General features: G+C 59.6%; 16 protein-coding genes, 1 tRNA gene and 1 pseudogene. 12 read left to right on the forward strand and 6 right to left on the reverse strand.

The features are described 5' to 3' along the window. Positions 1–68: 68 nt before the first annotated feature. The 10 genes from ASC90_RS08020 (at position 69) to ASC90_RS08060 (ending at position 5,885) form a co-directional block, all read left to right on the forward strand. The gene (locus ASC90_RS08020) at positions 69–1,178 is read left to right on the forward strand and encodes an endonuclease/exonuclease/phosphatase family protein (RefSeq protein ID WP_056537991.1); all 1,110 of its coding nucleotides are present in this window, start codon (positions 69–71) and stop codon (positions 1,176–1,178) included. Further along, complete coding sequence (locus ASC90_RS08025; protein ID WP_056537994.1) at positions 1,175–1,921, forward strand: NUDIX domain-containing protein; 747 nt, start codon at positions 1,175–1,177, stop codon at positions 1,919–1,921. Before ASC90_RS08020 ends, ASC90_RS08025 begins: the two co-directional genes overlap by 4 nt. A gap of 63 nt (positions 1,922–1,984) precedes the next feature. After that, entirely contained in the window at positions 1,985–2,896 is a 912-nt protein-coding gene (locus ASC90_RS08030) for a PhzF family phenazine biosynthesis protein (protein ID WP_056537997.1), read from the forward strand. Between the two features lie 124 nt (positions 2,897–3,020). After that, positions 3,021–3,096 (forward strand) — tRNA-Lys (locus ASC90_RS08035). Positions 3,097–3,504: 408 nt separating this feature from the next. Further along, positions 3,505–3,687 (forward strand): hypothetical protein, encoded by a 183-nt coding sequence (locus tag ASC90_RS08040; protein WP_056538000.1) that lies wholly within the window; start codon positions 3,505–3,507, stop codon positions 3,685–3,687. A 63-nt stretch (positions 3,688–3,750) separates the two neighbouring features. Next, on the forward strand, positions 3,751–3,954 hold the full coding sequence (locus ASC90_RS08045; protein ID WP_056538003.1) for a hypothetical protein: 204 nt from the start codon (positions 3,751–3,753) through the stop codon (positions 3,952–3,954). A gap of 72 nt (positions 3,955–4,026) precedes the next feature. Then, the gene (locus ASC90_RS08050) at positions 4,027–4,209 is read left to right on the forward strand and encodes a hypothetical protein (protein WP_056538006.1); all 183 of its coding nucleotides are present in this window, start codon (positions 4,027–4,029) and stop codon (positions 4,207–4,209) included. A gap of 72 nt (positions 4,210–4,281) precedes the next feature. Beyond that, the gene (locus ASC90_RS28705) at positions 4,282–4,437 is read left to right on the forward strand and encodes a hypothetical protein (protein ID WP_156392874.1); all 156 of its coding nucleotides are present in this window, start codon (positions 4,282–4,284) and stop codon (positions 4,435–4,437) included. A 389-nt stretch (positions 4,438–4,826) separates the two neighbouring features. Then, positions 4,827–4,994, forward strand: coding sequence for a hypothetical protein (locus ASC90_RS28710; protein ID WP_156392875.1), 168 nt, complete (start codon positions 4,827–4,829; stop codon positions 4,992–4,994). 45 nt (positions 4,995–5,039) lie between these two features. Next, entirely contained in the window at positions 5,040–5,885 is an 846-nt protein-coding gene (locus ASC90_RS08060; RefSeq protein ID WP_056538011.1) for a phosphatase PAP2 family protein, read from the forward strand. 215 nt (positions 5,886–6,100) lie between these two features. On the opposite strand, the gene ASC90_RS08065 is transcribed toward ASC90_RS08060, so the two are convergent. From ASC90_RS08065 to ASC90_RS30245, 6 genes are all read right to left on the reverse strand, one after another. Continuing rightward, a complete protein-coding gene (locus ASC90_RS08065) occupies positions 6,101–6,520 on the reverse strand; it encodes a hypothetical protein (RefSeq protein ID WP_280138316.1) in 420 nt (139 codons plus the stop codon). A gap of 180 nt (positions 6,521–6,700) precedes the next feature. After that, a complete protein-coding gene (locus ASC90_RS08070) occupies positions 6,701–7,462 on the reverse strand; it encodes an ATP-binding protein (protein ID WP_162246964.1) in 762 nt (253 codons plus the stop codon). 305 nt (positions 7,463–7,767) lie between these two features. After that, a complete protein-coding gene (locus ASC90_RS08075; protein WP_056538017.1) occupies positions 7,768–7,962 on the reverse strand; it encodes a hypothetical protein in 195 nt (64 codons plus the stop codon). Between the two features lie 129 nt (positions 7,963–8,091). Further along, a complete protein-coding gene (locus tag ASC90_RS08080) occupies positions 8,092–8,301 on the reverse strand; it encodes a cold-shock protein (protein ID WP_056538019.1) in 210 nt (69 codons plus the stop codon). A 301-nt stretch (positions 8,302–8,602) separates the two neighbouring features. Continuing rightward, on the reverse strand, positions 8,603–9,703 hold the full coding sequence (locus ASC90_RS08085) for a DNA cytosine methyltransferase (protein ID WP_056538021.1): 1,101 nt from the start codon (positions 9,701–9,703) through the stop codon (positions 8,603–8,605). Then, positions 9,703–9,831: a hypothetical protein gene (locus tag ASC90_RS30245; RefSeq protein ID WP_280138315.1), complete on the reverse strand. Its 129-nt coding sequence runs from the start codon at positions 9,829–9,831 to the stop codon at positions 9,703–9,705. The genes ASC90_RS08085 and ASC90_RS30245 overlap by 1 nt, the downstream gene beginning before the upstream one ends. A gap of 909 nt (positions 9,832–10,740) precedes the next feature. On the opposite strand from ASC90_RS30245, the gene ASC90_RS29720 reads away from it, so the two are divergent. Beyond that, positions 10,741–10,959, forward strand: coding sequence for a hypothetical protein (locus tag ASC90_RS29720; RefSeq protein WP_244480348.1), 219 nt, complete (start codon positions 10,741–10,743; stop codon positions 10,957–10,959). Then, positions 10,943–12,000: pseudogene (locus ASC90_RS08095) on the forward strand (sulfatase-like hydrolase/transferase); the annotation flags it as partial. The gene ASC90_RS29720 and the pseudogene ASC90_RS08095, both read left to right, overlap by 17 nt. Positions 12,001–12,228 lie beyond the last annotated feature (228 nt).

Consider the following 12,228-nt stretch of genomic DNA (forward strand, 5'->3'; position numbering starts at 1 on the left):
GTGCAGGGCGTCTTTCCGAAACGGCGTTTCGCCTCTACTAATGGCACGATGCCAACCGGAAATGCCTGATGTCGCTTCGCCTTGCCACGTTCAACGTCGAAAACCTGATGACGCGTTTCGATTTCACCGGGTTCCGCAACCAGTTGCGCCAGGATCGCGTCATCAAGCTGTTCGAGGTTCGAAGCGAAGGGGTCTACCAACAGCTCGAACAGGCGCGTGTCATTTCCTCCACCGACGATACACTGCAGATGACGGCGCTGGCGATCGCCGATGCCGATGCTGACATTCTCTGCCTGCAAGAGATCGACAACATGGAGGCGCTGCAGGCATTTGAATACGGCTATCTCTTCCGAATGGTCGGAAACGGCTATCGCCAGAAGTATCTGGTCGAGGGAAACGACAGCCGCGGGATCGATGTTGCCGTGCTGATGCGCGAAGAGACGCGCGACGGCCAGAGGATAGAGCTCAAGGATATCAAGAGCCACGCGATGACAACCTATCGCGATCTCGATCTCTTCGACGACGAACTGGCCCAGACGAATCGCATTGATGACAAGGTTTTCAAGCGAGACTGTCTGGAGCTTGACCTTCTGATCGGCGGTGTTCCGATGACGCTATACGTTGTCCATTTTAAATCCATGGGCAGCCCGCGCGAAGGGCTGGATGGCCGTCACTACACAATGCCCATCCGCCGTGCCGAGGCGCGGGCAGTTCGCCGCCTCATCGAGGATCGCTTCGGCGCGGGGCAGACGGCCAACAAGCGATTCGTCATCTGCGGTGACATGAACGACTATCAGGAACGGGTCGACGTGATCGGCAGCCGCCGCAGCGGTTATCGCTTCGAGCACCGGGACGAGACTGTCAGCGCGCTTGACGTCTTCAGCCACGACGGCTTTGCCGAGAACGTCGTTCGGCGCCGTGATCTGACGGATCGCTGGACGCTCTACCACGCGCGTGGACCTGAAGAGCAGTGGCTCTGCCAGCTCGACTACCTCTGGCTCTCGCCGGCACTCGCCAGAACGAATGCCGGGCGGCTGCCGGAGATCATCCGGCATGGCCAGCCCTATCGCACGGTCTTTCCGCCCGGGCAGGAGGTTGACCGATACCCCCGCACGGGCTGGGACCGGCCGAAGGCCTCGGATCATTGCCCCGTTGTTATGACATTGGACCTGATATGAACGCACATTTTTCCGAGGACTTCACCGGTTGGCCACCTGAGCGCACCGTGTTTCCGATTGCCGGGGTAGACCTCAAGGTCCTGCCGGGGGATCATCCCTTCCATGTCGCCGAAGGCAATGCCATTCGCGAGAACTGGGCGCGAGAAACCGCCGCCAATCCAGCGCTTTTCGACGGGAGGATGGTGTTCCAGAGGCGGCTGGCGCTGACCGACCGCGGTATATCCGGTGAGAGCCATGTAATCCCATTCTCGACCTTCATGTGGTGGCGGAGACAGCCGGACAGGCACGGCGGAATCCATCTTTTTGCCTATCCTGTGCTCGAGACATCGGATGGCGCGCTGGTTGCGATCCGGATGGGGGCTCATACCGCCAATCCCGGCCAGGTCTATTTCGCGGCCGGTTCCCTTGAGCCGGAAGACGTGGTGGACGGACGCTGCGACCTCGAGGCCAACATGCGTCGCGAAGTGCACGAGGAGACGGGGCTCGATCTCGGCGAGGCGGATGCCGGCGAACGGTATTTCGCGAGCCATATCCGGCGCACCGTCACGGTGCTGCGTCTTTTTCGCTTCGGGCTGACCGCCGACGAGATGATCGAGAAGATCCACGCACATATGCTGGTTGCGGAGGACAAGGAGATATCAGGCGCGGTTGCAATCCGCTCGGCGGATCACGCCGCGCATCCGTACAACGTCTCCATGCTTCCTGTGATCGAGTGGTATTTCGGACCGACGCGGGGCGCATAACGCCTTGCGCTCTTTTCTCCGGTCGGGCAGGTTGGCGCACGAGGACGAGACAAGGAGGCCGATGTGGCGCGCAGCTACAGCGTCTATGACGTGTTCACCGACCGCAAGCTCGAAGGCAATCCGCTGGCCGTCATCTTCGATGGTGATGAATTGAGCGATCAGGCGATGCAGGCGATCGCCAAGGAAATGAATCTCTCCGAGACGGTTTTCGTCCAGCGCTCCGGTAATCCCGCCCATAGCGCCAGGCTCAGGATTTTTACTCCGGGCCGCGAACTGCCTTTTGCCGGTCACCCGACAGTGGGCACGGCAATCGCGCTGGCCGAGCAGGCGCATGGCAATTCCACGATGGATCTCGTGTGCGTGCTGGAGGAGAATGTCGGGCCGGTGCGCTGCGCGGTCAGGCTACGGGCGGGGGAGGCAAGCTTTGCGGAATTCGACCTGCCGAAAAAATCGAAGCAGGTCACGATGCCGCTGGACAGGCTCGGAATTGCCAATGCCCTTTCGTTGAAGACGACGGAAATCGGCTTTGAGAATCATGTTCCTTCCCTCTGGAGTGCAGGCGTTCCATTTCTGCTGGTGCCTATTCATGACGTCGGTGCCGCGCAGCGTATGGATTTCGATCCTCAGTTATGGGAGGCGACGGTGCCTTTCGTCGATGGCGCTCTCGCCTCGGCTTACATCTATTGCCGCGGCGGCGTGAACCATGTGGCCAAGTTCCACGCGCGCATGTTCGCAAGCGGTATGGGGATCGTGGAGGACCCGGCAACGGGTTCGGCCGCAGCGGCCTTGTCCGGCGCGATCAATCATTTCGACGGGCTGACGGACGGGCATCACGGCGTGATGATCGAGCAAGGCGTCGAGATGGGCCGGCCGTCCTTTATTCACCTGAACATGGATGTCGAAGGTGGCGCCATCACCAACGCCCGTATCGGCGGGCAGGCGGTCCGTCTCGCAACCGGCACTCTGGACCTTTGATTCTATTGCATTTCAGCCATGCACAAAAATCTTCGCATTTGGCAGAAGAATTTTTGGGCAGGCGCTGGACAAGCACATCGATCCTGTTTATACGCCCCCTCACACCACGCAAACAAGCGCGGACGGGTGATTAGCTCAGTTGGTAGAGCAGCTGACTCTTAATCAGCGGGTCGTAGGTTCGAGCCCTACATCACCCACCATTTTTCTCTAATGAGATCAATGAGTTACGCTGAATTCTTCTGTCATCAGACAAAACACGGACAGCCCGCTAGATCACCATTAGATCACGCGAGGTAAGTATCTGTTTTTCTGTTCTATTTTCGTTCCAAGTCAACAGACTTGTGGATAACCGGATTCCGGCCTGACAGTCACCTGATGAAGCTTAGGCGCGGTAGCTTCAAAACTGGGGAACTATCGAGTGCGGGGTCGGATTCTAACCGACCATCTGCCGACGCACTGTCGGCGTCTCTGACCAGGCTGAGACCATCTCCGCACTCGCAGTCATTCTGCCCTGGCGGCCTGCAACATTCGACATGCAGAAAAGGCGGCAGGACCTCTTCTCGACGCCGAGTCCTCCGCCCGGTCTCCCTCCTATCCTGGAGGCAAGCATGGACTTTGACGACATCCGAAACAAGCTGAAGAATATGGGCGCTCAGGCAGTCGCCGATGCCCATGCCCTTGACCTGCCCGCCGTCTACAAGCGCGTGGCCGAGATCGTCTGGGAGTATACTGGCGGCGAAGTCGTATCCGATGAAGAGCACCATCGCCGTCGTGCTGCCGAACCGTCCTGAGAAGGCCGACTTTCGACGTCGCATCGGCAGTCGGTACGAGCTGCTCTCTGGACGGAAAGCGCCATGACCGAGCCGCCCGACCAACGTCCCGTCCGCCGCCACCCGGATCCGCTCGGCTACGACACCCGACGACCTTTCCACGAGGTCGCCAGGGAGATGGCCGAGGACGCGCTTGCCGGACGGAACCAGGATGCGCTCGATACGGAGCTTGATGCCGTGCGCAGGAGATGGCGTCGTCCTCGATCATCCGACGGAGAAGAATTGTAGATTCTACAATGGACAACAGCGACCGCATCCGGCAAACCTCTCATCGAAGAGGTCGCTGAGGAGCTGCGACGCGTGCGCGCTGAGATCGCTGTTGAGGATGACTACGAAGTCGGGCCATCGGAAGTCTATGCCTTCGATCTATATCGACCGGATCTCGATCAGCTCCTTGCCGTCCTCAGCGGTGATGCTGATCTGGCCGACCTGATCCTGAAGGAAAAGCGGGTTGTAATGACCGCCTCCGAAGAGTCCGCTTGACTCCTCATACAATGAGAACAAAATAGGAACAAAATCCGTTGACGTGCGGATGAAATTCCTAGGAGATTCGCGGTGTCTGTACTGAAGGGATTCGAGGGTGACGCGCTCGCCGCGATCAGGAATCTCCTCGCCGACGCCGACTTTTTGAGGGACCAACTTTGGATCGCGAGCAACCTGATGTCGAAGGGCATCGCGCGCGGATGGAAGCCTCAGTACGAGCGCACGTGATGAAGCATCGGCGCGGCGTCGACCTTGTTCGCGAAGGCTCCGACGCAGGGCACACCGTCGGCGAAGGCAGCCGCCGTGGATCTTCGGGATCTGAATATGCCTATCGCATCGAGGTTTGGACAGACGAGCCGGAGTCTGGCGGATTCTTGATCGAAACGATCTCCAGAGCAACGGACCATTCCGTGAGCTGTGCCGCCTATGGGGCTGCCGTTCGACAACGCCCCGGGAAGGTGCTGGTACATCTCAACGGTCGAAATCGAATGAGTGCGGAGCGTGCGCCGGATCCGCCCGTCCCGGAGTACATGCGGCCACCCGAGCGGACGGGTCGGCCGCGATCTTCAAAAGCTATGACGCCGACAGGATGACGCTGGCGCAGCTTGAGGAGTGGTATGTCCTCGGCGGCAAGTGTGCGGCGTGTACGCACCAAGGATTCGTGGATCGCTGGGAACTCGGTCGACCCCGGCAAGGGCTGGTTCCCGATCTTCCGTTTCTATAGCCCGAGCGAGCCCTACTTCGACAAGACGTGGAAGCTTGAAGATATCAAGGCGACAAAGTAGCGAGACGGGTCTCAGACAGGAACGCAATCACATCAGGAGGAGCAGATGCCATCTCGGCTTTCATTTGTTCTGGCGGGCCTTGTGGCGGTGGGCCTGACCGCACCTGTCCAATCATTCGCGCAGTCGGCGGTCGAGCCGGGAACGCCGCAGAGTGGCATCCCGAGTTTGCCGTCCGACATGCCACATGGATACCTCGATCCTGCAGGCTTGCCAGACAGTCTGGCCATTTTGCGGCCACCTCCACCACTGGACTCTTCTGCCTTCGCTGACGACGAGGCCGCGCGTGAAGCTGCGTCCAAGCTGCGCGATACGGCGCGTTGGTCGCTTGCGGTCAGTGATGCCGATCTCCATTTTCCGCATGCTGCCGAGACATTCTCGTGTGCGGCGAACCTGCCGATCTCGAACGAGCGAACTCCGAAACTCTACACATTGCTGGCCAAGTCTCTCGTGGATGTGGGTCTTTCCACTTATCGTGCAAAGACCCACTATCAGCGCGTAAGACCGTTTGTCCTGCACAACGCGACGAGCTGCACCCCTGGTGACGAGGATGCTTTGCGCCGAGACGGCTCCTATCCATCCGGCCACAGCGCTGCGGGGTGGGGATGGGCGCTGATCTTGACCGAGGTCTTTCCAGACCGTGCCGATGCGATCTTGAAACGCGGTTGGGCTTTCGGTGAAAGCCGAATTGTTTGCAACGTTCATTGGAAAAGCGACGTTGATGCCGGCCGTATCATGGCTGGAGCGGCAGTTGCCAGACTACACGCCGTTCCGGCATTCGACGCCGATCTCAAAGCCGCGAAGGCCGAAATCGCTGTCGCGCGGGCTGAAGGAGCAATGGCCACCGCCGAGACATGTGCTGGCGACGAGGCATCGTCACGACCAGGTCGCTAGCAGCGCATATGCGAGTCCCGGACAGTAGCCAAGGCATTGGGACAGACCATCGGTTACCGAGGAGAAGCAGTAACGGGATGACCGGATGGAGAAACTGTTTAGCAACCTTCACCGCGAGATCGCAGAGGAAAACACTGCCGCTTCTCATTCCCCGCCGCCGCAGCGCCGAGGGATTTTTGGGATGGCTGTTCGGACGGTAAATATCGCTAGGCAGATTATTGGGATTTGTCCTCGTCCTCCCCACCGAGCGCGTCCAACACCTCCTTGCCCCATAGCTCAAGTCGCGAGGCAAGTTGATCGGTAAGGATCAAGAAGGCCCTGCGGTGTCGCAAAAGGATCTCTTTTGACCGATCAAGCTGCTCCTGCAGAATTCGGTCGACTCGTGCCATCGGCATCGGATCGAGTTGGCAAAACGCCTCGAGGTGGCGACGGCTGAGGTCGCCGTAGGAGCCAAGATTCTCACCCATCCCATAGGATCGCTCCAAGGCGATGGCCGTCTTCGTCGCCTCGAAGAGATCGGATCCTTCGTTGCCTGCGACCCCATCATCGTGACCTCCCAGGAAGACCTCTTCCGCAGCCATGCCAGCCATCGTCATGGCAATCAGATCGAGATAGTGCTCCTTCGTCCTGCGAATCCATGTGCCGCGCCTGACCTAGGGACTGCAGGCTGCTATCGACCCTGATCCGTCCAACGATGGAAACATTCACGAGATTCATGCCGAGGGCTACGCCGACTACCGCGTGCCCAATCTCATGGACCGCGCTCGCCTTCAAGATGTTCGGAGGGATGTCCGCCATGAAGGGCAGATGAAGGATCACATCGGTCTTCGTGATCGGCCCGCGCCGCCGCCTTGCCAACCTACGGGCATCGCGTACGATCTTCTGGATCTCGGCGCCGGATAGTCCCGCAGTCGCCTCTGCGAAGTCCCGATAGTCCTCGACACCAAGGCTCTCGTGCAGATGCATTCTAAAGATGTCTCACGGGCGTATTGATCCGGAAGCGAAATCTCCACATGGCGGTCGAGCCGTCCCGCTCGCAGGATGGCGGCGTCGACCATCTTGGGATGATTGCAGGCAGCCACGACGATCACGCCCTCCCTGCCTTCAATGCCATCGAGCTGTTCCAGCAGGCCGTTAATTGCCTTGATGTCGTAGGAAGCATTGCTGCCCTGAGCATCATCCCGAGATCCGAATGCCTCGATCTCGTCGATGAACAGGATTGCCGGAGCGGCGTCTCTGGCTTCCTTGAAGCTCTTCTGCATAGCCTTCAGGAAGTCGTTGAGATATCCCTTCGCCTGCCACTTGGCGTAGGAGGTGGCGATCAGCTTCACATGGCATGAGGCGGCAAGCGCGCGGGCGAACATTGTCTTACCCGTTCCGGGCGGTCCGGACAGAAGCACTCCCTTATCGACGTCCTCCCAGGTGATCGTACCTGCGCGCCAGTCGGCGAGATCGTGCGCAAGTTCAAGGCCCCACTCCTTAACTTCGCCGTAGCCCTCCATGTCTTCGAGACGAATATCCGAGAGCGCTTCGGGATCCTTCGTCTGCCTTGGTGCTGACGGCTCCTCTTGCGACATCTTTTCCAAGACTGAGAACACGCGCGAGATTGGCCGGCCGCGTGTCATTGCAAGCTTCAGGCGCTTCCGAAGAGGATGATCGTCTTCGGGCCGAAAGCGTGTGGGCGATGTAAAACATGATGGTGAGAACGTTTAGAGAACACTCAAGCGGGCGTCAAGCCGGCGATCTCCGTTTATTTTCAGATGGATCCGTCGAGAGCACGTCCGATCCGAAAGATCGAGTGCGCCAGGGAACAGCCACCTCTCAGAGGCGTTTCACTACAAGCCAGGAGGCATAATCATGAAATACGCAGGTTCGCAAGGGTTTAAGCGCGCGCGGCGGCCCCGAATTGGGCGTCTCTTGCCAAGCGAGCTTCGCGGAGCCGGGCGGTTTTCGTTCGCTGCGCATCCTCAACAAAGCTGACTTCTTCGCCTGCCTGATTGCGGGCGAAAAGTTGCGATTGGATGTTGCCAAACGCCGCCTCGGCCTGCTGTCTGGATTTGCTGTATGTCTGGGTCATGGAATTTCCTTGGATGGAGCGTGAGCTCCGTAACGAAAGAAGGCCGGGCATGACTGCCCGGCCTTCAGATCGACATGCTTTCCCCAGTGCCAGTACATCCGTGGTCAAAGGGGGCCGCAGGTTCTCAATCTACGCAGCCTGAAGGTTGCAGGCCGTCATCTTGCCCGACTTGTTGTCACGCTCGAGGTCGTAGCCGATCTTCTGGCCTTCGACGATTTCGCGCATTCCGGCGCGTTCGACGGCCGAGATGTGAACGAACGCGTCGGCGCCGCCGTTGTCAGGCTGAATGAAGCCGAAGCCCTTGGTGGAGTTGAACCATTTTACTGTGCCTGTGGTCATGATGAACCCTTTCAAAGCATAGAGAGAGGAACCGCGAAGCGATGCTCCGAGGACGGCGTAACGACTATTTTTGAAAGGAAGTTCGTTTAGAACGCGGTGCCAATCGCGTGGTAGACAAAGCTCGGCAAGCAAAAGATCGATAAACCAGCAATAGACTTTTAGACGCGAGCACGAGTTGATCCGACAGACCACGCTTTAACAACCGCCGACCAATGGTCATGGTTGTGACTGAGCCAGGATGTTCCGCACGCTTCAAAAAGCTTGCTAGCAGTCGCCTTGACTGTCTTATCTCTCATCACTCTCATGACGCCATCCTTTCCTCGTTCGTCCGTTCCACCGCTCTCCGCAGCCGGTAGCCGACGAATTCCATGACAGGGACGCTCATTGAGTTGCCGATGCCGCGATATCGCTCGATGTCGAGCACCGGGCGGCCTCCGATTTCGACAGCGGTCCAGTCATCCGGGAATCCTTGCGCACGCTCGCACTCCAGCGGTGTCGGCCGACGGACCGTGCCGTCCGAGAACACCAAAACGAAATCGAGTTCGTTGCCCTGTCCAGCCGGCCGCGACATTCCGGCCGCGCTGGCGTTCAATGTGCCGAGCACCTGAGGCCAGATCAGCTCTCCAGCGCCTCCCTGACCGCTGCCGGTAGCTTCTTCTTGCGACCGTTTGCGCGACGCAGGATCCCGGTTTTGGCGGTCGAACTCAGCGAGTACGCAGGCTGCGTCGACAGTTGGGTCAAAGCTGGCGACAAGGAACACGCGCTCCCTGCGTTGTGGGACTTCGAAAAATTGAGAGTCGATGGTTCGCCAACAGACGGTAGCGTCGGTATTTCCATGGATGTCTCGGGAAAGCACATGACCAGCAGCCGTCCAGCTTCGCCCTGGCGGGACCACAGGATTTCCTCCCGCTCCGTCACCGGCGAGGCCAGCCAAAAGACATCCGAATCCGTTCGTTCCATCGCTCAAAACTCCCTTTACGTTTTCCCAGACAACAAACTTGAGGCCATTGATTTCTCGCATTCGCGCGGCCAATTGCGCGAATGCAAGCGTCAGATTTCCGCGATCGTCAGCGAGACCTTTACGGAGCCCGGAAATCGAAAACGCTTGGCACGGCGAGCCACCCTCGAGGACGTCGACAGGTCCGAGAGCGCGGAGGTCGTCGTCGCTGATCTGCGTGATATCGCCGAAATTGACCACGGAACCGCCGCGGATGGATTCGTACTTGCGGGGCCCGAAACCCTTAGCTGCCGGTAGGTATTTCGGAGACGTCGCATCACAGCGTGCGGCGAGCACGTAGCTCTGAAACGCTGCCGGCTCGCAGTAGCCGACGAATTCGAAGCCGAGGGGCTTCCAGGCGGCCGAAGCCGCCGAGATGCCGCTGAAAGTTGAGAGGACACGCATCAGAAATCCTCCAGATCGGCCATGGCCTTCGAAATCGCCGATTCCCAAGGCTGGATGTCGTCGCCGCGCTTGATGTCGGCAATAGCCGCCTCAAGCCGCTCGACCTGCGATGTCGTAACCTGCGTCATCCACGGACGGTATTCCGTCGAGAACGCGCGATGGGGGCGGTCGCCGACGACGGCGGTACGATGATCCTGAATGGAAACTCGATCAGAACGCTGGGGGACGGAAGCGTCGGACTCTATGCAACTGTAGAGCAGGCCGGGCCGCAATATCCCGCGACGCTGACGGGCAACGGCATATCCGTCGAGACGTTCGGCAACAGTGCGCCGGGCGGCACCTCGGTCCAGCATTTTCTCGACGCGCCATCGGTCATGACGCTCAACGACTCCACCGTCACAACGCATGGCGATCTCTCCGGCGGAGTGCGTGCCATCATGGCCGGGACGGTCAATGGCAATCGCACCGCCGTTGCAACGGAAGGCGTAGGGTCGGATGGCGCGCATGCCCGTGACAACGGCAGCTCGGTCAACTTCGTGGGCTCGTCGATTGCGGCGACAGGGGCGCGTTCTCACGGGGCCGTGGCCAACAGCGGCGGTCTGATCACAGCCGTCGATACGACCGTGAATGCGTCTGGCGATGCATCGTCGGCCCTTTACGTGGCCGGGGCAGCAGGGTTCGTGTCGAATGCGAGGTTCACCGACAGCACGCTTACCAACGTCAGCGGTTCGACGATCGGCGTGGGCGGCATCGGAAACGTCTCCCTCTCCAATTCGTTTGTCGGCGGTAGCGGGCAGTGGTTGAGGGTGGGAACAATCGCCGAGTTCCCACCGCTAGCTGTCCCCGACACCGGTCCAGGCGGCGTGACGGACCCCGAAGGTCTGGATATTCCACCAGTATTCACGCCACCGGCGGCCCTTCCAGTCGTTCCCGGTCTCGCCAATGTGACCGTATCCCATTCCACCGTCATTGGCTCTGCGTTCACAGCGCTCGGTAGCGTATCAAACGTCAGTCTTCTCGATGACAGCCTCTGGATCATGACGGGCAGCTCCAACCTCACCAACCTTGTCAACGACCCAAGCCTGATCCAGTACACGCCGCCCACAGGTGATCCGACGCTTTTGTCGAGCTACAAGACTCTGACGGTCGTCGACTACATCGGCGAGGGCGGGGCTATCGGCCTCAACACCTACCTCGGTGCCGACGGTTCACCATCGGACCGGCTGATCGTCGACGGGGGCAGAGGAAGAACCTGAGAACCCCGACTATCCGAAAGACCCGGCCTTCCGCAAACGCTTCGGCCCACGCGGGGTGATCAAGGGCTCGGCCGACGGCAAAATCGAGGACACCGGGGCGCTGACGGTTAAGCGCATGGAGACAGTCGACCAGGAATTCCTAGCCGCTGCCCTCGATTTCATGGACCGCAAGCAGAAGGCGGATACGCCCTGGTTCTGCTATTTCAGTTCCACCCGGATGCACGTCAACACCCATCTGAAGGCCGATTCCGTCGGCAAGACCGGCCTTGGCGTCTATCCCGACGGTATGGTCGAGCATGATGGCATGATCGGTGAGCTGCTGAAGAAGCTCGATGATCTCGGCGTCGCCGACAATACGATCGTCGTCTACACCAGCGACAACGGGGCCGAGGTCATGACCTGGCCGGATGGCGGCAGCACGCCCTTCCGCGGCGAGAAGGCGACCAATTGGGAAGGTGGCTATCGCGTGCCGACGTGCATAAGATGGCCCGGTGTGATCAAGCCCGGCACGATCTACAATGAGGCGTTCTCACACTACGACCTGATCCCGACCTTCTGCGCGGCAGCCGGCGAACCGGTATCGTGGCCAAATGCCTGACCGGGTATACCGCCGGAGCCAAGACCTTCAAGGTGCATCTCGACGGCTACAATCTCATGCCGTTCTTCTCGGGAACCGCCAACGAGTCCCCGCGGCGGGATTTCCTCTACTGGAACGACGACGGCGAACTGGTCGCGGTGCGCGTGCAGAACTGGAAGGTGGTTTTCAAGTCGCAGGATCACACCGGCATCGGCGTCTGGCGCCAGCCATTCACCGATCTAAGGACCCCACTTCTCTTCAACCTGCGGGCCGACCCGTTCGAACGTGGTGATGAGTCCATGGAATATGAGACGTGGTTCTTCGCGAGAGCCTTTGTCATCGTCCCCTCGCAGGCGATTGTTGCGCAGTGGCTGCAAAGCTTTCAAGAATTCCCCGTCCGCCAGAAGCCCGCAAGCTTCAACCTCGATGAGGTCATGCAGAAATTGTCGGCGCCGAAGAACTAACGTCGGAAACCTGTAGCGCCAGAGGCTGCCCATGGCTGCCTCTGGCGCTTTTCGGCCGACGTCGCTGCTGACGCGAAGCCGAGACCGAAGGAAAAGCTCAGGAGCCTGGCTCGGATGTTGGGGAGGTGGGCAAGAAAAACCGAAGAGGAGCAAAGGCCGCGGCCATTGCAATCGCCGACAGCGCAACTCCTATCTGCAGGGGTGCCAGCACCCAGAGCTGCATGGGGT

The sequence above is a fragment of the Rhizobium sp. Root1220 genome, from assembly GCF_001426265.1.
Lineage (GTDB): Bacteria > Pseudomonadota > Alphaproteobacteria > Rhizobiales > Rhizobiaceae > Rhizobium.